Here is a 23421-nt window from a genome sequence, read left to right on the forward strand (position 1 = left end):
AATAAAAAAGCGGGAAAATCTTCAGACCGCTTGCGTCTGAGCTCCCCCACTCCTTAAAGCAAGTTCCTAGAAGCCGGGAAAGCCTTTAGAAAGGTTTCCCATATTCGATTCTTGAGCACTATCCACCTTGCTTAAACCGTCATTGACTGCAGCAATAAGGAGGTCACTGAGCATGTCAGGATCTTCAGGATCAATCACTGCTGGGTCCATTTCGATGGCCTTTACTCGGCGGTCGCCGCCTACCTTAGCTTTAATCATCCCTGAAGGTTCTTTGCCTTCAAAGACTTGTTTTTCCAAGTCCTTTTGGGACTCTTCTAATTTTGCTTGCATTTTTTTAGCTTCTTTGAGCATTTTTTGCATGTTCATCATATTATTTGCCATTTAATTTCCTCTTTCCTTCTTTGATTAATCGTTGCTGAGGGTAATATTGTCATTGTCCGCCCCAAAAAGATCAGCCATGGTTTGGGTAAGCGGATCTTGGGATTGTTGGTCTTCCTGTGATAGCCAAGCTGAACTGGGCTCTGCTAGTGGAGCGGTCTGATCAACTTCCTGGTTTTCATGAGCATCGGGCTCTTGGGCAGGGGCTGGACTTGCCGGTTTGTCTGCTTGGCTGGCATCACTATTTTCTTTCTCGGCTTGGGACTGGATCAGTTCATCCTTGCGCCCTTCATGGTAGGCCTTGACATAGCGTCCCCGAGCCTCCTGCCATTGCTCACTTGTCATCACCAGCATCCGGCCGGGATGGTTGATTTGATTTTGTAAGTGCTTGGCAACGGTCTCTTGTAATTCTTTATCCTCAAAGACCCTTTGGCAGAAAATCTCATAGTCAAAACTCAAGACAAAGGCTTCAGGGCTGGCAGCGACCGGCTCGGTTTGATGGAGGAGGGCCTGTTGGACGGTAGGAAGAGATTCGACCACTTGAGACCAAACACTGATGACCTGGTTGAGATCAGTCTTTGTGGCCTGGCTCAGAGTCTTATAGATAGCTGAATAGGCTGGCTTAAATTGGCCTTGGAGCTTTTTCGGTCGCTTGTCACTCGCCGGCTTAGCTTCCTCTTTAGCAGGGGCTGGGCTTGCCGGAGAAGGGTCTTGCCCCCCTTTTACTTGGGCGATTTCTTGCTTTAAGGCTTGAACTTCTTGCTTTATTTGAGCTAATTGCTGAACTCCCCCATCACTTGGAGCCTGCATAGCCGCTCTAGAGGAACTGCTTTCCCCTGTAGGCAAGTCGGCTAACTTAATAGTAGCCACTTCTAAATAAATATCACCTTGGATGGCAAAACGGATATCTTCTTGGACCGAGCGAAATTCCTTCATCATTTGGTAAATCAATTCACGGTCTAAGCTCTTGGCCAAGTCATAGAAGGACTGGTCATAGTTTTTCATCAGGTCTGTGTCTTGAGCCCCTTGACTTTGCTTAGCTAGTAAGAGGTCGCGGGTAAAAAGCAGCATCTCTTCGACAAAACGGCTAGCTTCCCGGCCAGCTTGAAGGATCTGCCTTAGAACGGCCAACGCTTGGTCAGTATCTTCTTGTCCTAGAGCTTCAACATAGGCAATTTTTTGCTCATCGCTTAAAATCCCCGTCACTTGCCGGGTCATGGCCGTGGTAATCTCGCCTTGGGAGAAAGAAATCACCTGGTCCAACAAACTCAAAGCATCCCGCATGCCCCCATTGGCATCTTGGGCAATTAATTCCAAGGCCTCAGCTTCATAAGTAACCCCTTCTTGGCCTAAGATATAGGCCATCCGGTCCTTAATAGCTTGGTTAGACAGCCGCTTAAAGTCAAAACGTTGGGTCCGTGAAATCACTGTCGCTGGAATTTTATGTGCTTCAGTAGTCGCTAAGATGAAGATGACCCGGCTGGGTGGCTCTTCCAAGGTTTTTAACAGGGCATTAAAGGCCCCGGTTGAGAGCATGTGGACTTCATCAATAATGTAGACCTTGTAATTCGCTTCGGTAGGCGCATAGCGGACCTTATCGCGGATATCACGGATTTCCTCCACCCCATTGTTAGAGGCCGCGTCGATTTCAATCACATCTGCCAAGCGGCCTTCAGTAATAGCTTGGCAGAGATGGCATTGATTGCAGGGTTCCCCATCACTTTGATTGGGACAGTTAATCGCCTTAGCAAAAATTTTAGCCGCACTGGTCTTTCCTGTCCCCCGCGGTCCATTAAACAAATAGGCGTGGCTGGTCTTATCTTGATTGATGGCGTTCTTCAAGGTCCTTGAAACCGCTTCTTGGCCGACAATATCAGCAAAGGTCTGCGGCCGCCACTTCCGGTATAAAGCTTGATAACTCATCATGGCCTCCCTTCCTTCATTCTCAACCATTATAACCAAATCCCCCCTAGATATCCACGAATGAGATAAAATAGTTCCCGCTCAAATAAGTAGTCAAAGCCAGTTTTTTAGGCAAGCTCTTAGGGATTAGGGGCAAATTCTTAGTCATTTTTTTGAAAATAAAAAAGTTGGAACTTCTGTCCCAACCTTGAATAAGTGCATAACGTACAACACAAGACAAGCAATGCTTATAGCTGCTTCCTTCCGGATCTGACTCGGTTCACATCCTTGCCTTTGTCGTACGGTCTTTCGACAAACTATATACTAGCATGATTTTGCCTGACTTGTCAAACCCTAAGGCCTGGGTTTACGGGAAGCGGCTTTGCGGCGCTTACGCAGGTCCTTAAAAAAGCTTTTGAGGAGTTGACTGCATTCCTCTCCCCTTAGGCCACTGACTAAGTCGACTTGGTGGTTGAGCCTAGGATCTTGGACCAAGTTCATCAAGGACCCACACGTTCCCGCCTTAGGATCGCTAGCCCCAAAGTAGAGGCAACGAATCCGACTCAGGACAATGGCCCCACTGCACATGCTACAAGGCTCCAAGGTAACGTAGAGATCAACATCTTTCAAACGCCAATTATTTAAGTAGCGGTTGGCCTGGCGGATGGCCTGCATTTCGGCATGGTCAGTGGCATCCTGACTCTGCTCCCGTAAGTTATAGCCCCATCCAATCACCTGGCCCTGGTAGACAGCCACTGCCCCGATCGGCACCTCATCGATGGCCTGGGCCTTTTTGGCCTGGTCAATCGCTGCTTGCATAAAATCATCTGCCCTCTCATCCATAGCTCATCCCCCTTTCTCTTCCTTTCCCTTGATTATAAGCAATATTTATCGACAGGGGCAAGCAAATAATATCAATATGCATTCGTTCTGCTTTTAAAATTTAGTCGTTAAAAAGCCATGGCACCGGTTCGGACCAAGGTTCCTCACCTAGCGAGCTTCAAACGGCTAGTACGGCTAGCGCTAACTAGCCGTAATTCACATCGCTTGCTGCTTCATGGCTAACGACTAATTTCAAAGCGCCACTACTGCTCTAAAATATCTTTCCCAAATATATAATAACTTTCAATAAACTAAAAAGTCCTCCAATCTTTCAAAAGATCAAAGAGGACTTCAATTAAGATTATTTTGCACCGAGTAATTGTTCTTTGGTATGAACCAGGCTAGTTAAGAATTGGTTATAAGGGGTTGGTACATTGAGTTTTTCACCCTTTTGAGCCACGGCTCCATTGATATAGTCGATTTCAGTCAGGCGGTTATTGGTGATCAAGTCTTGGTACATGGAAGGGAAGTGGCCACCAATGGTTTCGCGGTTGAAGCATTCACCCACGTGGTCAATCATTTCATCCAGGTCCATTTCCACACCTTCTGCATTCGCCACGTCAACCACTTCTTTGACTAATTGATTAATGAGGTCGTGGGAAGCTTGGGCATCTCCCAAGTCTGCCATATTACATTCTAAAATCGTACAGAGGCCGTTCATGGTGGCGTTGACGCAGACCTTCTTGTAGATCAGGTAGAAAATTTCCTTTTCATAAACCCCATTCAAGCCTACTTCATCGAGTAAAGCCACGATGTCTTTAGCAGCCGCTGTCGCCTCTTCGCTCTTACCCAGGTTAAGGAGGTTAACATAGCCATTACCGAATAATTTCGGACGGCCAGGCCCTTCTAAACCAGCGGTCCACATGGTGTTTCCTAGGACAATTTGTTCATCATCAAAATATTTACGGAGGATATCATCGTAACCAATTCCGTTCATGAGACATAAAACCTTGGTTTGGTCAGTCACAATGGAGCGAGTTGCTTGGATAGCATCCTCCAATTGCATGGCCTTGGTAAAGACAATCAGTAAGTCTGCCTTCAAGTCCGGATCAACGTCATCAATTGGATAAATGTCAATATCCACTTGGACCTCTTCTCCGTTATAGTTGGCCCGGATACCATGTTCACGAATGGCTTCAATATTCTTATCCCAACCATCGAGTAAGGTCACATCCTTGCCAGCTTTTTTTAGCATTAACCCAAAACGGGAACCCATACCACCGGCACCTAATATAACAATTTTCATTGTGTTTCCTCCTTCACTGATTTTCTAATACATTTTGCAAATTTACTTTAATCTATTGTAGCACGGATCTAGCCATTTAGAAAAAGCTTTTATTAATAATGAAAAATTCTTTATTAAATGCTCTCAATGAGTATTCGTTCTGCTTTTGAATTTTGGTCGTTAAAAAGCCATGGCACCGACTCGAGCGCAAGGTCTCTCGCCTAGCGAGACTCAAACGGCTCGTATGGCTGACGCCTACGATCCATAATTCGCTACGCTTGCTTGTTCATGGCTAACGACCCAATTCAAAGCGCCACTCCTACTCACATCTCTCTACCCAAAAACCATATTCAATTAATGCTCATAAAGAGTAAAATGAAAGAACGCAAGAAAAAAGCGGCATGACCGAGTCTATAGTCATCACCGCTTTTAAGTAAAGGATTCGTTTTTAGCTCTTTAAGGCTCTAGCTGATGAGCGTTTAGGCAAAACGTTCTACCCATTCAGGCAAATCGAGTTGATCAACTTGTTTAGCTAGACGTTTTCCTTGCTTTTGAGCCTTGTTAGAAACATCGTCCCAAGCCTTGCTTAGGGTTTGGTTTTGGTCTTCTTCATACATTGCTAAGGCCACAACGGCTGTAATCGCAGCAGCTGTTCCTAAACCAATTAACACTAATTTTGTTGTCTTGTCCATAGTAACCCTCCTCTTTTTAAGCTTGTCTTTATCATACACTAAAAGCGATATAAAGTCTTCTTTGGACTATCCTAGGGACAGACTTTCCTCGACTTTGTCCAGGTCAGCCTGGCTTTCACTACCGTCTCCATGTTTAGTACGGATGTAAAAAGTCCCTTGGCGGCTACCCACTTGGAGGCTGTCCCCAGCTTGGACCTTGCCTTTAATCAAGAGATCACTCAGGGCATCTTCAATTTGCCGTTGGATGAGGCGGCGAACTGGCCGGGCGCCCATTTCTGGGTCATAACCCTCCTTAGCCAATTGCTTAATGGCCCCATTGGTAAAGCGCAAGGTCAAGCCTTGTTCTTCCACTTGTTGGCTAATTTGGTCAGTAAATTTGCGGACAATATCCTTCAAGTGGTCTTGACTTAAGGCGTGGAAGACAATCACTTCATCCACCCGGTTAAGGAACTCCGGTCTGAAGGTTTTCTTTAAGGCTTCCAAGATCCGCTTCTTCATGGTTTGATAGTCTTTTTGTTGGTTATCTTGACCAAAGCCGACCAGTTTTTCATCCCGTAATTCAGTGGCCCCAATATTGGAGGTCATGATGACCACTGTATTTCTAAAGTCCACCATCCGGCCCTTACTATCGGTAATATAACCGTCATCAAGGACTTGGAGTAAGAGGTCAAAGACGTCGGGATGGGCCTTTTCAATTTCATCAAAGAGGACAATGGAGTAAGGATGTTGACGGATCTTCTCAGTCAGTTGGCCCCCTTCTTCATAGCCAATATAACCTGGTGCTGAACCGATCATCCGGCTGGAAGAATATTTCTCCATGTATTCGGACATATCTAGACGAATCAGGGCCTCTTCCGAACCAAAGAGGGTTTCGGCTAAGGTCTTGGCCAATTCGGTTTTCCCGACCCCGGTTGGGCCAAGGAACATAAAGGAACCGATGGGCTTGTTTCTTTGGCCAAGGCCGCTGCGTGAGCGTTTAATGGCCCGGGCCACTGCATTGACCGCTTCATCTTGACCTTTGACCCGGTCATGGAGGCGGTCCTCTAAATGGATCAAGCGTTCATTATCACTTTGACTCAGTTCTTGAACCGGGATACCGGTCCAAGAATGAATCAAGTTTTGCACGTCTTGACTAGTCAGACTGAGGTCATAAGCTTCTTGGCTGTCCTGGTCGCCTTCATCTACTTCCAAGCGACTAAGTTCTCTGACGAGGTTGGCTTGTTGGGCATGGACCGCGGCTGCCTTTTGAAAGGCTTGGTTACGGACATGGTATTCCTTTTCTTGGTTGAGGCGCTTCAATTCCTGTTCGATTTGGTATTTCTTCCGACGCCCACTATTGGCCACTGGATTGTCCAAGCGCTTAGTTGCCGCCGCTTCATCCATGACATCAATCGCCTTATCAGGAAGGAAGCGGTCTGACAGGTAACGGGAGCTTAAACGCACACAGGTGGTAATACTCTCATCAGGGATGGCCACTTGGTGGTGTTTTTCATAAGCGGGCCGGATCCCTTTCAAGATTTCTTCAGTTTCCGCTAGGCTAGGTTCTTCGACTAAAATCTTAGCAAAACGTCTTTCCAAGGCGGCATCTTTTTCGATGTATTTTTGGTATTCGTTGAGGGTAGTGGCCCCGATCAATTGGACCTGTCCCCGACTTAAGGCAGGTTTTAGAAGGTTAGAAGCATCAATGGCTCCTTCAGCTCCCCCAGCCCCAATAATGGTATGGATTTCATCGATAAAGAGAATAATATTGCCTTGGTCTTCAATTTCTTCGATTAAGTGTTTCATCCGGTCTTCAAATTCACCGCGGTACTTGGTCCCAGCCACTAAAGATCCGATGTCTAGGACCATGAGTCGTTTATCCAGCATGTTTTCTGGGACTTGCTGTTGGCTCATTTGGATAGCTAAGGCTTCGACAATGGCAGTCTTACCGACCCCAGGTTCACCAACCAGGACCGGATTATTCTTGGTCCGACGGCTTAAGACCTGCATGAGCCGGCGCATTTCTTGCTGGCGGCCGATCACTGGGTCCAACTTGCCGTCCTTAGCGGCTTGGGTCAGATCCTTAGCAATACTATCCAAGGTTGGGGTCTTGCTTTTGCTTGGCTTACCCAACGGTTTTTTGGTCCGATTTCTGACCGGTTCTTTTTGGCCCAGCATCTGATAGACATCACTACGCAAACGATTAACATCTATATCGAGATTTTTCAGCAGGCGGTTGGCCAGGGTTTCTTCATTAATGAGTGCGAGTAATAAGTGCTCAGTACCAATTAAGGAAGCTTGCATAGACTTGGCCAAGTCTTTGGCTTGGTTCAAGACTTCTTGCATGCGTGGGGAAAACTGCACATAGTCTTCCTGGCTCTTGGCTGAATCGCTGGTCCCGTAGCCGGTCACAAATTCAATCTCTTCGCGAAGACTCTCATAACTTGGCAAGTAGTCGCTTAAGACGGCATGAGCAACACCTTCACTTTCGCGGTATAAGCCCAAAAGCATATGCTCGCTACCAATGGCTGGATGACGGAAGTATTCAGCTTCTTCTTTGGCAAATCCAATCGCGGTCTTGGCTTTTTCAGTATAGATGTCTTTCATAATTGTCTCCTTTTCTAATTACCGGAGTAATTAGTGATATTTCAAATGTTCTAGCATGTTCCTAAGTATCACTGCGCGGACACGGTCCGGGGATTTGAAATTAGACATGACTTGCTTGTCAATGGCTGAGTGCATGATAGCCGCCTCGCTCTCGCTGAGCAGTTCATTCTTCATCAAATTGGTGAGAATCGATACAGCATCGCGCAAGGAAATGTCGTTCCCTACTAGGCTAATCATATTATCAATATAGTCCGCATCGTCGATAATATTCAATTTCATAATTCTGATATAACCGCCACCACCCCGCTTACTTTCGACTTGATAGCCTTGCTTGGGGGTAAATCGCGTATTAATCACATAATTAATCTGTGAAGGCACGCACTCAAAGCGGTCAGCAATTTCACTCCGTCTGATTTCGACCCGTTCAGTATCTTGAAGCACCTCTTTGAGATAGGCTTCAATAATATCTGACATATTCCGGTTGCTCATGTCCTCACCTCCTTCACTAATTATTGACTAACTTTGACTAATATACTTTAATAATAAGCAAAAAAAGGGATGAGGTCAACTATTTAATTCACTAATAGCGACCTCATCGGCTTTGACCTAGTTACGCTGGCTACTTTCTCTTTGGATAAAGTGGTCAGGATCGTAAACCGTGTCTATGGTTATATGATTTATATTATATTTTGCCACCAGGGAGCGGATTTTTTGTTTGAGGTCTTCTTGTTCATCAGCGGTTAAGCGACAAGTCAGGACAGTAACACTAGCCATATGCTGTTCCCCATCGGTTGACCAGATATGTAAGTGGGATAAGCCATCAATATCATCGTCTAAGTCTAAGATTTGTTGGCCAATGACTTGGGGATCGATGCCTTCAGGAACCGCTTGGAGGAAAATTTTAGAAATGTTCAGAAAACGTGGGAAACTTTGGCTGATAATCCAAGCCGCAGTCAAAATCGACAAGAGCGGGTCGAGGAAATACCAATTGGTAAAGCGTAGGACCACGGAAAGAATCAGGATGGCTACCCACCCGAGGACATCTTCTAAGAGGTGGAGGTTGAGTAATTGTTCATTGGCTGACTGGCCCTTATGCATCATCCATGAGCAGTAACCATTAACCACCACCGCAAAGACAGCTACCCAAAACATTCCTGTCACATGAACCGGTTCCGGGTTAAAGAGCTTGGGAATTGAAGTTATTAAAATAAAGGCCGATCCGAATAATAGAAAGACTGCTGTAATCAGACCCCCTAATAGGGAAAAGCGGCGGTAGCCGTAGGAATAGCGGTTATCAGCCTCACGGTCAGAAATCTTTTCGAAGAACCAGGCAATGGCAATGGCTAAGACATCGCCCGAGTCGTGGACAGCGTCAGATAGGATGGCCGCACTGTTTAAGGTCCAACCAAAGAAGGCCTCAAAAACCGTGAAGAAGGCATTTAAAATGAGGACCATGCGCATCTTCTTGGCCGTTTCCTGGGTATTTTTAAAGCGAAGCTGCTTCGCCTTATCTAATTCCAAGTCTGCTGGGTCTAGGGCAACCAAGGAGAACTGTTCAAAGGCTAAAAAGCGGCGTAAGTAAAGTAACTCTTCCTGGCGGTTCAAACGAACAATATCCTTGTCCAGTTCAATAGCAAAGCCCTTGTCCTGATTAAGGTCTTGGATTTGCTGGGCCAGCCAATCATATTGGCTTTGGCTTTCGATACCGACAATCCTGTAAAGTGTTTCCATGTTTTCACTCTCCTTATAATACCCTATCATATCATCATTTTCTTCCAGTACAAATAATAACTACCTTTGTAGTCCCAGATTTTAAGTAAATTTAATTAATCATTCCATAAAGTAGATTCCTCTAAAACTAAAACCTGCAAAGAAAAAATCTTCCTCAAATAAAAAAGGAGAGTGTGACAAAAGTCAAAAGAGCCCTGAACCGCTTCGCATACTATATCTGTAACTCGCTTGCGCTTCGAACAGCTATAGCAACTGGAGCGAACTATGGTAGATAGTTGCAAAACTATCGCACATAGTTCGTAGTTGGGTTCGACTTGGCAGACTTGGAGTGATTTCCCAAGTCAGAAACAAGCGAATACTTCGCTTTTATTCTGACTTGCTCCAATCATCCAAGTCTAAATGCCTAGTCTCACACCCTGTATGAAGTGGACGTCAGGGCTGACTTTTGGAGCACGTTTTGAATAGATAGTTCGTGTTTTAAAACGAGCCTGGGACTTTTATCCCAGGCTCGAAGCATCTAGCGCAAGACAAAGCGCTTAGGACCGATAAACTTCAACAAGAGATAGCCTAAAATAATATAGACAATGATAAAGAGGTAAATTCCTAAAATCACCCGCGGTCCAATCGATTCGGCATTCATATAGAGTAGGTAGGGAATAAAAATACTCAAGGACCGGATAATATTATAGAGGGGGCTCTTGCTTTCCAAGTTAGCGGTAAAGGGTTGGAGCCAGTAATACAGGTAGAGGTAATGGACCGTAAAGAAGACCATCACAACTACTTGACTAAGAAGTAAAATCCCCAATGGCAGTAAGCGTTGCCCGCCTAACTGGAAGTAGACCAGACTGGACCCTAACATTAAAACCAATAAGGTAGGGAAATTGTAACGGAAACAGCGTTTAAAGCGGATTACCATGGCCTCAGCTAAGAGGTCAGGATTGCGGTAGTAGTTATTGTGCATCAAGTAGCGATCCATATTGAAAAAGCAAAAGCGGGTAAAGGATTCTCCAATATTCAAGAAAAGGCAGGCATAGATCACCATCACCACCAAGTAGGTCTGGTAGGTCTTTTCCAAGTCGGCCTGGCTGATGCCTAAGTCACCCTGGAAGAAGAATTGGTAAATAAAGATTCCCCCACTGATTAAGGCAAAGAGGCCGAGAACGATCAGAAAGATAATTCGCCGTTGCTTGTTCAAGCGGTGGCCTAGGCGGTCAAAGAAGATGGCATTGATATAAGTGATCCCCTTTAAGTGGTCATAGTGGTCGGAAGTAGCGGGGACTTTGATATCTTCCGCTTCCACTTTGACATTGGCGGACTGGGCATTGGTTACGGCCTGATTAATGTGGCGGATGCTGCTATGGTTGATGCTTGACCGGGCCAGGGCCTGGTACTTGTCAGATTTGGCTAGCCAATGGGCGCCGATCCCAGCCAGGACTACCCCAGCCAGAGCGGTGAGGGGCTGGAAGAGCCAGTTGATGGGTAAGTGGAAGGTGCCTGATTCTTCCATCAACGACAAGCCCACAAACAATCCCCCAGAAACAAAGATCATGGCAATCATCACGATGGTAAAGGGTTGGTTAGGGACCTGGCGCTTAGGATTGACTAGCTTCAGGTAAAGGGCTTGGGCCAGAAGCCGTAAGCCGAGGAAAAAGAGGGTCATATTCATCCCACTAAAGAGGGAGAGACCCATGGCTCTTAAGGTGATGGTCGCGGCTAGACCGTAAAAAATCACAAAGTTTAAACCTTCCATAAAAGTCATATTCAGGTAATAGCGTTTGGGATTCATCTTTAAGTAATAGATACAGAGCCGGTCAAAGGTTTGGTTGGGGTCAATTAACTTGACCCAAAAGGTGGCTAAGACTAAAGAGAAACAAAAGATGGCTAGCAAGCGAACCGTATTTTCCTGGCCAGGATCACCAATAAAACCAAGGAGAAAGATGGCCCCAAAATAAAAGCTCTTGCCAAAAATTTGCTTGAAAACTTCCCCCACTGTACCCAACCAAGCAGTCAAACTCTTGACGTGCTTGGCTTCAAACCAACGATTGGGAATATGCTTACCAATCAGGGGAAGGCGTTGGAGATAGTAGAGAAAGACATTAAATGACCGGGTGGCTTTGAGTCGCTGTAAGAATTGGTAGTTAGTCATGGCCCTCATCCTCCACGCTCAAGGCTTCAATAAGGGACTGGTCAAAGTCCTCATCCTCTAGAGCACTCTCAAAGTGGCGCAGCTGGCCTTGGTGTAATAGAACAATGTCATCACAAATATCCTTAGCCAATTGGATCATATGGGTGGACATGATCATAATATGGTCCTTACCCAGGTCAAGGAGCAGGCGCTTAATTTCTAAACTGGAAATCACGTCAATAGCGGTCAGGGGTTCATCGAGGAGGATAATTTTAGGTTTAGAGATCAAGAGGCAAAGAATGGCTAACTTACTCTTCATCCCACTGGAGTAACCCTTGATAATTCGGTGGCGGTCTTCTTGACTAAAGCCCAAGCGGTCCAAGTAATCGTCAACGGAATAAGTATCCTTGGGGGCGTGGATATCCATGTAAAATTTAATGTATTCATAACCCGTGAGAAAGTCCGGTAAATAATTTTCCGCAAAGACCATGCCGATATCTTCTGGCTCAATGGTTCTTTCTTGGCCATTCTCAACTAAATGAGCTTGACCGCCATCACTTTCCAAGTCCCCATAGAGGATTCGAAAGAGGGTGGTCTTTCCTGACCCATTCCGGCCTAAGAGTCCGTAGATATGACCAGCTTCAAAGGTGTAAGTCGCTCCCTTGAGGACTTCTTGATCTTGAAAGCTCTTTTCGATATTTTCTAAGCGCAATTCCATGCTAGTCGCCTCCATTTGTCTATTCAGCCCCAGGGCTGTCTGTATTGCAAGTATACCAAATAATGAAAGCGCCTTAAAGCCAAACAGAGTGCGACGGGTGCACTAAAAGGCAAGACCACTGGAGCTAAAGGGCGAAAGAAGTCTCAAAGAGACTTCGCCGACCTTTAGCGAAGTGGACGCTTGCCTTGCACCCGGAGCACGTTTGGAAAAGAGTGCGACAGTCACATCAAAGGACGAAACCGCTACGCATACTATATCTGTAACTCGCTTCGCTTCGAACAGCTATAGCAACTGGAGAAAACTGGGATAAGCTCAGTTATAAGGATGTGAGAACGCCATCAAAGGCTTGAATTGCTGGAAGAAAATACCACAAGCACAGGAAACTGTGCGTTGGAATTTTCTGAAGCGACTTCAAGGCTGGCGACCAAACTCAACTAGAGGATTTGCAAGAACTTCTGAAATGGAGCTCACCTCGCGTTTGGAACACATTTTTGCTAAAAAAAGCGATAGGTCCATCATTTTGCCTATCGCTTCTATTATTTATTAATTATCATTTGTTTCTGCCTTATTTTCTTTAGGAGTAAAGAAATAACGGCCGATTTCTTCATGGTCGATATCCAATAATTCGCAAGACTTATAAATTTGTGATTGACTAAAAGACAAACCACCATTTAATTTCATGGACATAGTCGGCTCTGACAATTCCATTGCCTTGGAAAAATTCTTAACCGAACCATAAATCTCAATAATCCTGCCACGTAATTTTCGATAGTCGAATTCCATAAACACACTCCAATCCACATTCACTTGTTAAAACTCATTCAATGACTTATAGGGATAAGGATCATCAGCAGAAGTTATCCAAAATTCCCGCCAATTATTATGTGGACTTATCCCCAAGATTTTCTTAAGCCTCGCGTATTAAGTCCGATAAAGTGCTCTGTCTCAAGCATTCTTAAAGCCTAAGCATCCAAAGCCTGACTTTAAGCCAAAATTTGTTTGCCTTTATCCGCTGGTCCACTAATGAGTCCAAGGACCAACATCCTTAAGTCAACCGAGCTTAATTCACAGCCATTTTAATAAATGAGTGCCCACTCACTTACTATACACTATTCTGTCTAAAAATCTATTAAAAGCCCTTCTAAATTAAGTTAAATTTAACAAATTTATTTTTTTCTTTAATAAATAACATCTTACTGATTTTACCAGAAGATTTAGGGGTTGTGCCAGCAATTTCTTCGAGAAAACAAAAAAAGCGATCCAAAGATCGCTAGAAAGCTTATTCTTATCAGCTTATCGGGAAGACCGGATTCGAACCGACGACCCCTACGTCCCGAACGTAGTGCTCTACCAAGCTGAGCTACTTCCCGTCATCGTAGACTTTTTAAGTAAAATAAAAAGCGCCTTACTGACGCTTTCCATCGAGTCGGGAAAACAGGATTCGAACCTGCGACCCCTTGGTCCCAAACCAAGTGCTCTACCAAGCTGAGCTATTTCCCGGTAATGCACCCAGCAGGATTCGAACCTGCAACCGCCTGATTCGTAGTCAGGTACTCTATCCAGTTGAGCCATGGGTGCTTGATTATTTAAACGGTATGCCGAGGACCGGAATCGAACCGGTACGGTGTTTAACCACCGCGGGATTTTAAGTCCCGTGCGTCTGCCTGTTCCGCCACCCCGGCATATTAATTAATTCAAAGCCATTTGGCTAAGCGGAAGACGGGATTCGAACCCGCGACCCTCACCTTGGCAAGGTGATGTTCTACCACTGAACTACTTCCGCATTTGTAAGTCAATACTAGGTATGCTTACAATAATGATCCGTGGGAGGCTCGAACTCCCGACCCTCTGATTAAAAGTCAGATGCTCTACCAACTGAGCTAACGAATCATAATGGAGAATGAGGGGCTCGAACCCCCGACATTCTGCTTGTAAGGCAGACGCTCTCCCAGCTGAGCTAATTCTCCCTAAAGCTTATTGCTTGGCCGCTGTCTTTATCAGACAACTATTAAATAATACCACTTTTCTTTATAAGCGTCAAGTGAATTTGATAAAAAATTATCTAGTCAGCTAATTTTTTTACCCTTTGCGGATGAATAAGCTAGGAGGTGTTTGACATGCCACTTAGCCTAGTCTTTTTCTTTTTTGCCGCCTTAGCTTCTTGTTTGATGGCCTTTAGCCACCGTTACCTGAAGAAACTCCCCTTTGTCTGGGCCCGGTCCCAGTGCGACCAGTGCCAGGTGACTTTGTCAGCCCTGGCCCTCATTCCAATCGCCGGTTATTTCTTATCAAGAGGACGATGTTTTCACTGCCAGCATCCCATTTCCTTGACCTATCCCCTATTTGAGGGACTCTTTGCCCTCCTAAGTCTCTTTATCCTGGCCCGCTTTTCCCCTGGGCAAGCGATTTCCCTGGTCATCCTCCACAGTCTCCTCTTTATTATGGCCATGACTGACCTGGAGGAAATGTGGGTGCCTGACCGTTTTCAAGTCCTCTTCTGTTTGAGCCTGATTGCTTACCATGGCTTCTATACCCCGCCTAGCCACTATCCCAATCTTTTGTTTCATCTATTGGCCTGTGGTCTGGTCTTGGCCCTCTTAGTCTATTTATTGCCGGGAAGCTTGGGAGGAGCAGATATCAAAATTTTCCTCAGCCTGGCCCTCTTCTTTTCACCTAGGGTCTATTCCCTCTTTATCTGTCTGGCTTCCGGGCTAGCCCTGGCCTACCTCTTACTAGCTACTTGGCTGAAGCAACGGTCACTAAAAGACCCCCTAGCCTTCTTCCCCTTGATTTGGCTAGCCTTTGACCTGACCTTGATCTTCTTTTATTAAATTTCTATCAATTAAAAAGCTGGGACTTGCTCCCAGCCTAGCTAATAAGATTTTTAAGCAAATAATATTCGTGAGCTTGCGTTCCGCTTTTGAAATTTAGTCGTTGAAAAGCCATGGCACCGGCTCGAGCAGCTATAGCTCTTGGAGCAAAGCGACTTAGAGATATAGTTCAAGGTTGCGTATGCAACGTTGCTACTCTTTTCTTCTCTCGCCTAGCGAGCTTCAAACGGTTCGTACGGCTAAAGCCTACGATCCGATATTTCACATCGCTTGCTGGTTCATGGCTAACGACCAACTTCAAAGCTCCACTCCAGCTCATAATTATTAACTAAAATTTATTGATAAAGAAACTAATCATCCTTGAGGTCAGCCTTGCTTAATTCACTTTCGTCATGGAAGACCTTGCCACTCCGTTCATAGAGGATATCTGATAGGCCAACCTTGACATTAGCTAAGCGCGCGACCGCAAAGAAGTAGTCGGATAGGCGGTTAATAAATTTCAAAGCGACGGGACTGGAACTTTCTTCCCGCATGAAGGATACAATGTGACGTTCACACCGCCGGGTTACGGTTCTCGCATAGTGCAAACGACTGGCTAAACGGCTACCACCGGGGAGGATAAAGGACTCCACTGCAGGGGCTTGGGGATTGTAGGTATCAATCCGCTCCTCTAGCCAATCAATAGCGGCTTGTTTTAAGCGGTACTCGCCCTTGCCCTCTGGCGTAGCAAAGTCATTTCCACAGTCAAATAAATACTGTTGGATTTGAATCAATTCCTCATTTAATTCCGGCCATGATTCGTTTTCGCTAATCGTCACACCAATCCATGAATTTAATTCGTCCACGCTCCCATAAGCATTAACACGTAAGGAATCTTTAGGAACTTCCTGGCCACCAATAATCCGGGTCGTCCCCTTGTCCCCTGTTCGGGTATAAATTTGCATATTAATCACCTCACTTACATTATAAAGTATTTCCCCAATAAATACGATTTAAAAGAGAAAAAATAGCATGTGACAAGCGCAAAAAAAAGAGTCTTGTCTTTATATCACTTCATTATCGTTCTATTTTAAAAAAATTTTTTCAATATATGATATCAATATTAGCCCCAAAAATCCCGCTAAAATGTAATTTAAACCATAGTTAAGCTCCCACTTTGAAAGAATATAGAAGTTTAAAATAAATAATAAGTCACATAAAACTAACTTTATTTGTTCTTGAGAAGGAAATTTCAACGTTTTCCAACCGACAATACATCCCCCAACCAACATTAAAATTATCCAAATACTTAGTGGGGATGATGAACTATTTAAATAAATTGAATAGAATCCTTATAAAGATACCATCAGCATAAAATATCCGAATATTGCTAGTTTTTGTTCTCTTGGGGACAACATAAAATCACCTCTAAATACTATTTTGGTATCGTTTTCATTTTTATTTTATTAATGATTTTAGCTAAGATCAAATCTATCGCATTTCATTTGACTTCAATAGAGTAAACTTATTTAGCTCGCCTTCTCTTTAAAATATCAACACCAAATTCACATTAATTATTCATCTACCTACGTAAAATAGTAGAATTTATTTCTGCTCTATTAGATAAGACTTTCATAACTCCTTTTTTGCAATATATCAAATGATTATTTACCTATTAAAATAACCCCCAAAAGTTGAAACATGAGTTCAACTTTTGGGGGTTATTACATTAATCTAGTTTATTCTTTTGAAAGTTATTTGATTATAAGCCACATTTTAATTGGGCGAAGCAATTGGAGCAGGTATTGCAGCCACCGATTTCTTCCACAATCCCGGTCCGGCAGATTGGGCAGGTATTACCCAGTTCACTACCAAAGACCACTTCGCCTTCGTTGTCTTCAGCTTGGGCTTGGTCGACCAGTTGACGGAGTTCTTCACTATCGTCAACGACCACTACCTCATCTTGACTAGCTTGGTCTGTTTGACTGGCTTGGTCACTGTCTTCATGATCATCCTTATTTAAGGTGAGGACTTGAGAGTCGCGTGAGCCGTCAACATAGACGGTACCACCCTTAGCGCCACCTTCATAAAGTTTTTCATAGACTTCAGCCACTTGGTTAACCGCGTAGCCCTTAGGCGCATTAACGGTCTTAGAAATAGAGCTATCGACCCAACGTTGGATGGTGGTTTGCACATCAACGTGTTCTCTTGGGCTTAAGTCCATAGCAGAAACAAAGAAGTCAGGGAGGTTGTCAGCATCGGCTTCTGGATGTTGGTCGAGGTATTCTTGAACAATATCAGCATTGACTTCAATAAACTTCCCTAAACGACCAGTCCGGTAGTATTTAAAGGCAAAGTAAGGTTCGAGTCCGGTAGAGACATTCATCATGGTCCCGGTACTGCCGGTTGGCGCCACGGTCAGTAAGTGGGAGTTACGGATCCCATACTTCAAGACGTCTTGGCGGATGCTTTCCGGCATTCTTTGCATGAAACCGGATTGGACAAAGCGTTGTCTCAGTTCTTGGGTTTCTTCATCTGTTTCACCGATTAAGAATGGGAAGCTACCCCGTTCCTTGGCCAGTTCGATGGAGGTTTGGTAAGCCGTCACGGCGATGGTTTCAAAGACTTCATCGACTAATTGGTTACCTTCTTTGGAACCATAGCGTTTTTCACAGTAGATCAAGAGGTCAGCCAGACCCATGACCCCTAAACCAATCCGACGTTCACCCAGGGCTTGCTTCTTGTTGGCTTCCAAGAAGTATGGGGTGGCATCGATCACGTTATCTTGCATACGGATAGCGGTAGCCACTGTTTCTTGTAATTTTTCCTTGTCCAGGCGTTTGTTTTCCTTGTCCGCCATTTGGGCCAGGTTAATAGCACCCAGGTTACATACGGAATAAGGGGCTAAAGGTTGTTCCCCACAAGGGTTAGTGGCCACGACCTTTTGACCATAAGCCACGGCATTGGTGTCTTCATTGGCCCGGTCGATAAAGAAAATCCCTGGTTCAGCCGCGTAAGTAGCACAAATGTTGATCAATTGCCATAATTCTTGGGCAGGTAGGGTCCGGTAAGTAGTAATTTCATGACCCATGGCTTCCCATTCACGGACATCGCCAATTTCTTGCCATTGGCTGTCGTAAGCGGCCATTTCTTCTTGGTCATATTTTTCCACCGCTGGGAAGCGTAAGCTCCAATCTTTACCTTCCTTCACAGCTTCCATAAAGTCTGATGAAATGGCTACTGAAATATTGGCCCCAGTTAAGAAGTCGGGTTCATTGACTTCATAATGGCCACCTAGTTCCAAGTTTTCCTTGGCTTCAGCGTAAGCTGCATCACTGACTTGGCCGCCTTGTTTTTCCTTGAGGTCAACAACGGCTTGGTACATGTCGATTTGAGCTGGAGTTGAATAAACAAATTTTAACTTTTCATCAACTAATTGTTTAATGTAGCTGTCCTTGGAGCTTTCCTTGATAAATTGGAGGATACGTGGGTTTTGCATCTTAGAAATAATGAATTCCAAAATATCTGGATGCCAGTCAGCCAGCATGATCATTTGGGCCCCACGACGGCTACCGCCTTGTTCCACCAGGTGGGTTAATTTGGCAATGTCGTCTAACCAGGAAACCGCCCCGGAAGACTTGCCGTTAACCCCACGAACGAGGGAGTGACGGGGTCTCAGGGTTGACCCATTGGTTCCGACGCCCCCACCACGGGACATAATTTCCATCACTTCCTTACGGTGGTCAGCAATCCCACCCCGGGAGTCAGGCACATAAGGCATCACGTAGCAGTTAAAGTAGGTGACATCGGTTCCCGAACCGGCCCCATATAAGACCCGACCTGCAGGAACAAAGTTACCCTTGGATTCTTCTTGGTAGAAGGCCGCTTCAATCTCTTGGCGGCGGTCTTCATTTTTATCAATGGCTGCTAGGCCATGGGCATTCCGTTTAGCGATTTGTTCATAGTAGATTTCTAAAGGTTTGTCGATTTCATCCATTGGGCGCTTCACCAGGCCAGTTTCCTGCTCTTCGCCCATTAAGGACCCACGATAGGCTTCTTCGACCCAGATGGTCACGGTCTTCCCGTCAATGGCTTGGACAATCCCAATCCCCCGTCCTGGGTATTGAGGGTCAGGACGGACAGTTAGGACCACTAAGTCCCCCGGAGCTAGGGTTTCCTTCATAGTGTCTTTAAAGGAATAACGGTCCAACATGACCATCCGACTGATGCCAGAGAAGGTTTTGTTCATGTCTTCTGTCATCGGATAAACTTGAGGGAAGGATTTGATGGCTTGGTTAAGCGCCTCTTTATTCCATTCCACAATATTCTTCATCGCAGTTTCCATAATGAATCTCCTTTATACTTTACTTGTTCGTAGACTTTTCAGCTGCTTTAGCGTGAGTTAAGTTAATGGTCTATCTGCTAAAAATTAGCTGCATTGCTATTATAGGAAAAACTTAAGGAGAAAGCAAGCTAAAAAATCAATATATAGTATCAATTAAAAAGCAACAACACTATATGTAGTGTTGTTGCTTTGCATAAATCGATCAAAGCCCAGTCTCATGGCCTTGGGCAAAAAGAGAGGCGCATATCTTGTAGTCGGATATGCGCCTATCCTCTTTTAATGGCTTCTACCTTAATTAAGGCATACCGCTATAGTTTTCATCGATTGGTTTGGTAATTGTCGCAATTTCGGCTGGGTTTTCGTTGTCAGATGGCTCATGGGCCGGCACTTCAACAACTTGTTCCACACCTAATTTTTCTGGTTCCATGTGACGGTAGCGACCGACACCAGTACCAGCAGGAATTATCTTACCAATAATGACGTTTTCTTTCAATCCAAGTAACTCGTCCCGTTTACCGCTAATGGCAGCGTCAGTGAGGACCTTGGTAGTTTCTTGGAAGGACGCGGCAGATAGGAAGGACTTGGTTTCCAAGGCTGCCTTGGTAATTCCTAGGAGGACTGGTTGACAGGTAGCTGGTTGTTGGCCAGTCTTAATGATTTCCTCATTGGCGTCTTCAAATTCACCAATGTCCATTAAATGTCCTGGCAACAAGTCAGAAGCGCCTGGGTCTAAGACTCTTACCTTACGCATCATTTGACGTAGGAGGACTTCCACGTGCTTATCGTTAATGTCCACCCCTTGTTGACGGTAAACCCGTTGGATTTCCGCTAACATGTAGTTTTCTACGGTGAGGGAATTAGTGATCCGGAGCAATTCTTTGGGATCAATGGACCCTTCTGTTAATTGGGCACCGCGTTCAATTAAGTCACCTTCACTAACCTTCATACGGGCAGTGTAAGGCACCTTGTATTCCCGTTCGTCGGTTTCCCCTTTGACGGTAACCGTCTTGGTCCGGGTTTCTTCTTCAATATCAATGGCCACGACTTCCCCGGTCACTTCAGTAATCACCGCTTGCCCTTTTGGATGACGGGCTTCAACGATTTCTTGAACACGAGGCAAACCTTGGGTAATATCATCCCCGGCAACCCCACCGGTATGGAAGGTACGCATGGTCAACTGGGTACCAGGTTCCCCAATGGATTGGGCAGCCACGATACCAACTGCTTCACCGACTTCCACTTCACCATTAGTTGCCAAGTCAGAACCATAGCAGTACTTACATACCCCATGGCGGGTCCGGCAGGTAAAGGCAGAGCGAATAGTAACATGTTTGAAGCCAGCAGCTTCAATTTTAGCTGCGGTTTCTGGTGAAACCAGTTCATTGTGGTGAGCGAGGACTTCACCGGTTTTTGGATCACGGACAGTTTTTTGGATATAACGACCAGTTAGACGTTCAGCCAGGCTTTCGATCATTTCATTACCTTCTTTAATGGCTGAAACGGTCAAGCCACGGTCGGTTCCACAATCATTTTCACGGATAATCACGTCTTGGGCCACATCAACCAGACGACGGGTTAGGTAACCAGAGTCGGCCGTCTTCAAGGCGGTATCGGTCATCCCTTTACGTGCCCCGTGAGTGGAGATAAACATTTCTTGAACCGATAGCCCTTCACGGAAGTTAGAAGTAACTGGCAGTTCAATAATCTTACCACTTGGCCCCGCCATCAAACCACGCATCCCCGCTAATTGGGTAAAGTTGGAGATGTTACCACGAGCACCAGAGTCCATCATGATAAAGAATGGGTTGTCTGGAGACAGACTGTGTTTCAATTCGTCTTCAATGTCGTTTTTAACATCATTCCAAGTGCTGATGACTTGGTCATAGCGTTCGTCATCGGTAATTAAACCACGACGGTATTGCTTCATGATATTGTCAACGCGTTTGTGCCCCTTGTCCACGTGTTGGTCCTTGGCATCTAAAACGGTAATATCAGCAATCCCAACGGTAATCCCTGACTTGGTGGAGTAGTAGTAACCTAAAGCCTTCAAGCGGTCTAAGAATTGGGAGGTTTCAGTAACCTTCAAACGCTTAAAGATTGCAGCAATAATTTCTTCTAAGTAGCCCTTCTTAAATGGCGCCGTGGTCTCTAATTGAGCAATGGCTTTACCGGTATCTTCCCCAGGGTTGACGAAGAAACGATCTGCGGTTTGACCATTTAAGTTTTCTGAAGTGGGCTCATTAATATAAGCAAAGTCAGCCGGCATGATCTCATTAAAGAACAATTTACCAATAGAAGTAACCATTAATTGTTCTTTTTGTTGGTCGGTCCATGCATATTTAGGGAAGTGTTTCGGACTAATCACGACCCGGGTATGCAATTGAGCGGCCCCATTGGTATAAGCAATATGGGCTTCGCTGAGTGAGGAAATCTTCATGCCTTCCCCAGTCATTCCGGCTTCTTCTTGGGTCAAGTAGTAGTTCCCTAAGACCATGTCTTGGGATGGGGTAACCACTGGTTGACCATCTTTAGGGTTTAGGATGTGGGAAGCGGCCAGCATTAAGATACGAGCTTCAGCTTGGGCTTCTTCTCCTAAAGGTAAGTGGACCGCCATTTGGTCCCCGTCAAAGTCGGCATTATAAGCTTCACAGGCTAAGGGGTGAAGACGGATGGCCTTTCCTTCAACCAAGACTGGTTCAAAGGCTTGGATCCCTAAACGGTGGAGGGTAGGCGCCCGGTTAAGCAATACCGGGTGTTCACGCATGATCTCTCCGAGGGGTTCCCAAACAGCGTCATCCTTACGTTCAATCATCCGTTTAGCATGTTTAGCATTGGTGGCAATTTCACGGTCCACCAATTCCCGAATCAAGAATGGTTTAAAGAGTTCTAGTGCCATTTCCTTAGGCAGACCACATTGATAGAATTGTAAGTGCGGTCCAATGGCAATAACGGAACGTCCAGAATAGTCCACCCGTTTCCCTAAGAGGTTTTGACGGAAACGACCTTGCTTCCCTTTCAACATATGGGAGAGGGATTTCAATGGGCGGTTACCCGGCCCAGTCACAGGACGTCCCCGACGGCCATTATCGACTAAGGCGTCAACGGCTTCTTGGAGCATCCGTTTTTCATTTTGAACAATAATATTTGGTGCGTTGAGGTCTAACAAACGTTTTAGACGGTTGTTCCGGTTAATTACCCGGCGGTAGAGGTCGTTTAAGTCACTAGTTGCGAAACGGCCCCCATCTAGTTGCACCATGGGACGGAGTTCAGGTGGGATCACTGGGATCACATCGAGAACCATCCATTCCGGTTTATTGCCGGATTTTCTAAAGGCATCCATGATGTCTAAGCGACGGATCGCCCGGGTCCGTTTTTGACCCTTGGCAGTCCGTAATTCTTCTTTTAATTCCGCACATTCACTATCAAGGTCTACGCGGCGTAGAAGTTCCTTAATGGCTTCGGCACCAATGCCCGCTTGGAAACGGTCACCATATTCCGCCTTATACTCCCGGTATTCCCGTTCAGAAAGCAATTGCTTAGGAGCTAAAGGCGTGTCACCACCGTCAATCACTACGTGAGAAGCAAAATAAATCACTTCTTCTAAGGACCGTGGGCTCATATCTAAAATCAGGCCCATCCGACTTGGAATGCCTTTAAAGTACCAAATGTGGGTAACTGGTGAAGCTAATTCCAAATGGCCCATCCGTTCACGACGGACTTTGGCCTTGGTCACTTCAACTCCACAGCGGTCACAAACTACACCCGCATAACGGATCCGTTTATACTTGCCACAAGCACATTCATAGTCCTTGGTTGGCCCAAAAATACGTTCACAGAAAAGACCGTCTTTTTCTGGTTTTAGGGTACGGTAGTTGATTGTTTCTGGTTTCTTGACTTCACCATAAGACCAAGAACGGATCTTATCTGGTGAGGCTAAACCAATTTTTATACTTTCAAATTTATTTACATCGACCAAGAGGTCAACCTCCCTCATTAATCACTGAAACTGCTAAGAGCTAGAGCAAAT

At 45.3% G+C, this 23421-nt stretch carries 15 protein-coding genes, 7 tRNA genes and 1 other RNA gene; 1 reads left to right on the forward strand and 22 read right to left on the reverse strand.

From position 1 onward, the window contains the following. Positions 1-66: 66 nt before the first annotated feature. The 19 genes from AWM73_RS07335 to AWM73_RS07425 all read right to left on the reverse strand — a co-directional run bounded on the left by AWM73_RS07335 (position 67) and on the right by AWM73_RS07425 (position 14206). Entirely contained in the window at positions 67-381 is a 315-nt protein-coding gene (locus AWM73_RS07335; protein WP_060778736.1) for a YbaB/EbfC family nucleoid-associated protein, read from the reverse strand. Positions 382-405: 24 nt separating this feature from the next. Beyond that, positions 406-2301: a DNA polymerase III subunit gamma/tau gene (dnaX, locus tag AWM73_RS07340; RefSeq protein WP_230083405.1), complete on the reverse strand. Its 1896-nt coding sequence runs from the start codon at positions 2299-2301 to the stop codon at positions 406-408. Between the two features lie 198 nt (positions 2302-2499). After that, positions 2500-2586: signal recognition particle sRNA small type (ffs, locus tag AWM73_RS07345), an RNA gene on the reverse strand. 48 nt (positions 2587-2634) lie between these two features. Then, entirely contained in the window at positions 2635-3123 is a 489-nt protein-coding gene (gene tadA / locus AWM73_RS07350; protein ID WP_060778738.1) for a tRNA adenosine(34) deaminase TadA, read from the reverse strand. Between the two features lie 340 nt (positions 3124-3463). Beyond that, a complete protein-coding gene (locus AWM73_RS07355) occupies positions 3464-4408 on the reverse strand; it encodes a 2-dehydropantoate 2-reductase (RefSeq protein ID WP_060778739.1) in 945 nt (314 codons plus the stop codon). Positions 4409-4866: 458 nt separating this feature from the next. Beyond that, on the reverse strand, positions 4867-5079 hold the full coding sequence (locus AWM73_RS07360) for a hypothetical protein (protein ID WP_013669259.1): 213 nt from the start codon (positions 5077-5079) through the stop codon (positions 4867-4869). A 66-nt stretch (positions 5080-5145) separates the two neighbouring features. Further along, positions 5146-7665 (reverse strand): ATP-dependent Clp protease ATP-binding subunit, encoded by a 2520-nt coding sequence (locus tag AWM73_RS07365; protein WP_060778740.1) that lies wholly within the window; start codon positions 7663-7665, stop codon positions 5146-5148. 30 nt (positions 7666-7695) lie between these two features. Next, a complete protein-coding gene (locus AWM73_RS07370; RefSeq protein WP_013668701.1) occupies positions 7696-8154 on the reverse strand; it encodes a CtsR family transcriptional regulator in 459 nt (152 codons plus the stop codon). A 117-nt stretch (positions 8155-8271) separates the two neighbouring features. Next, a complete protein-coding gene (locus AWM73_RS07375; protein WP_060778741.1) occupies positions 8272-9396 on the reverse strand; it encodes a cation diffusion facilitator family transporter in 1125 nt (374 codons plus the stop codon). Between the two features lie 517 nt (positions 9397-9913). Continuing rightward, a complete protein-coding gene (locus tag AWM73_RS07380) occupies positions 9914-11542 on the reverse strand; it encodes a hypothetical protein (protein ID WP_060778742.1) in 1629 nt (542 codons plus the stop codon). Next, positions 11535-12239 (reverse strand): ABC transporter ATP-binding protein, encoded by a 705-nt coding sequence (locus AWM73_RS07385; RefSeq protein WP_060778743.1) that lies wholly within the window; start codon positions 12237-12239, stop codon positions 11535-11537. The genes AWM73_RS07380 and AWM73_RS07385 overlap by 8 nt, the downstream gene beginning before the upstream one ends. A 543-nt stretch (positions 12240-12782) precedes the next feature. Beyond that, entirely contained in the window at positions 12783-13022 is a 240-nt protein-coding gene (locus AWM73_RS07390; RefSeq protein WP_060778744.1) for a DUF739 family protein, read from the reverse strand. A 513-nt stretch (positions 13023-13535) separates the two neighbouring features. Then, positions 13536-13609: transfer RNA gene (locus AWM73_RS07395), tRNA-Pro, on the reverse strand. A 56-nt stretch (positions 13610-13665) separates the two neighbouring features. Then, positions 13666-13739: transfer RNA gene (locus AWM73_RS07400), tRNA-Pro, on the reverse strand. Positions 13740-13743: 4 nt separating this feature from the next. Beyond that, a tRNA-Arg gene (locus AWM73_RS07405) sits at positions 13744-13817 on the reverse strand. A gap of 18 nt (positions 13818-13835) precedes the next feature. Continuing rightward, positions 13836-13921: transfer RNA gene (locus AWM73_RS07410), tRNA-Leu, on the reverse strand. A gap of 29 nt (positions 13922-13950) precedes the next feature. Beyond that, positions 13951-14022: transfer RNA gene (locus AWM73_RS07415), tRNA-Gly, on the reverse strand. A gap of 34 nt (positions 14023-14056) precedes the next feature. Then, positions 14057-14129, reverse strand: a tRNA-Lys gene (locus AWM73_RS07420). A gap of 4 nt (positions 14130-14133) precedes the next feature. After that, positions 14134-14206, reverse strand: a tRNA-Val gene (locus tag AWM73_RS07425). A gap of 150 nt (positions 14207-14356) precedes the next feature. On the opposite strand from AWM73_RS07425, the gene AWM73_RS07430 reads away from it, so the two are divergent. After that, positions 14357-15070, forward strand: a complete 714-nt coding sequence (locus AWM73_RS07430; RefSeq protein WP_060778745.1) for a prepilin peptidase — start codon at positions 14357-14359, stop codon at positions 15068-15070. Positions 15071-15420: 350 nt separating this feature from the next. Here the strand turns inward: AWM73_RS07430 and AWM73_RS07435 are convergent, their stop codons facing one another. The 3 genes from AWM73_RS07435 to rpoC form a co-directional block, all read right to left on the reverse strand. Further along, positions 15421-16014 (reverse strand): cob(I)yrinic acid a,c-diamide adenosyltransferase, encoded by a 594-nt coding sequence (locus AWM73_RS07435; protein ID WP_060778746.1) that lies wholly within the window; start codon positions 16012-16014, stop codon positions 15421-15423. 797 nt (positions 16015-16811) lie between these two features. After that, the gene (locus tag AWM73_RS07440; RefSeq protein ID WP_060778747.1) at positions 16812-19394 is read right to left on the reverse strand and encodes a vitamin B12-dependent ribonucleotide reductase; all 2583 of its coding nucleotides are present in this window, start codon (positions 19392-19394) and stop codon (positions 16812-16814) included. A gap of 295 nt (positions 19395-19689) precedes the next feature. After that, the gene (rpoC, locus tag AWM73_RS07445; RefSeq protein WP_060778748.1) at positions 19690-23370 is read right to left on the reverse strand and encodes a DNA-directed RNA polymerase subunit beta'; all 3681 of its coding nucleotides are present in this window, start codon (positions 23368-23370) and stop codon (positions 19690-19692) included. Positions 23371-23421 lie beyond the last annotated feature (51 nt).

The organism is Aerococcus urinae, from assembly GCF_001543175.1.
Lineage (GTDB): Bacteria > Bacillota > Bacilli > Lactobacillales > Aerococcaceae > Aerococcus > Aerococcus urinae.

Coding starts and splice junctions, on each gene's coding strand:
- tadA (WP_060778738.1), bottom strand. CDS start 3,123: ATGGATGAGAGGGCAGATGATTTTATGCAAGCAGCGATTGACCAGGCC.
- AWM73_RS07390 (WP_060778744.1), bottom strand. CDS start 13,022: ATGGAATTCGACTATCGAAAATTACGTGGCAGGATTATTGAGATTTAT.
- AWM73_RS07435 (WP_060778746.1), bottom strand. CDS start 16,014: ATGCAAATTTATACCCGAACAGGGGACAAGGGGACGACCCGGATTATT.
- AWM73_RS07365 (WP_060778740.1), bottom strand. CDS start 7,665: ATGAAAGACATCTATACTGAAAAAGCCAAGACCGCGATTGGATTTGCC.
- AWM73_RS07430 (WP_060778745.1), top strand. CDS start 14,357: ATGCCACTTAGCCTAGTCTTTTTCTTTTTTGCCGCCTTAGCTTCTTGT.
- AWM73_RS07375 (WP_060778741.1), bottom strand. CDS start 9,396: ATGGAAACACTTTACAGGATTGTCGGTATCGAAAGCCAAAGCCAATAT.
- AWM73_RS07370 (WP_013668701.1), bottom strand. CDS start 8,154: ATGAGCAACCGGAATATGTCAGATATTATTGAAGCCTATCTCAAAGAG.
- AWM73_RS07440 (WP_060778747.1), bottom strand. CDS start 19,394: ATGGAAACTGCGATGAAGAATATTGTGGAATGGAATAAAGAGGCGCTT.
- AWM73_RS07380 (WP_060778742.1), bottom strand. CDS start 11,542: ATGACTAACTACCAATTCTTACAGCGACTCAAAGCCACCCGGTCATTT.
- AWM73_RS07385 (WP_060778743.1), bottom strand. CDS start 12,239: ATGGAATTGCGCTTAGAAAATATCGAAAAGAGCTTTCAAGATCAAGAA.
- AWM73_RS07355 (WP_060778739.1), bottom strand. CDS start 4,408: ATGAAAATTGTTATATTAGGTGCCGGTGGTATGGGTTCCCGTTTTGGG.
- dnaX (WP_230083405.1), bottom strand. CDS start 2,301: ATGAGTTATCAAGCTTTATACCGGAAGTGGCGGCCGCAGACCTTTGCT.
- AWM73_RS07335 (WP_060778736.1), bottom strand. CDS start 381: ATGGCAAATAATATGATGAACATGCAAAAAATGCTCAAAGAAGCTAAA.
- AWM73_RS07360 (WP_013669259.1), bottom strand. CDS start 5,079: ATGGACAAGACAACAAAATTAGTGTTAATTGGTTTAGGAACAGCTGCT.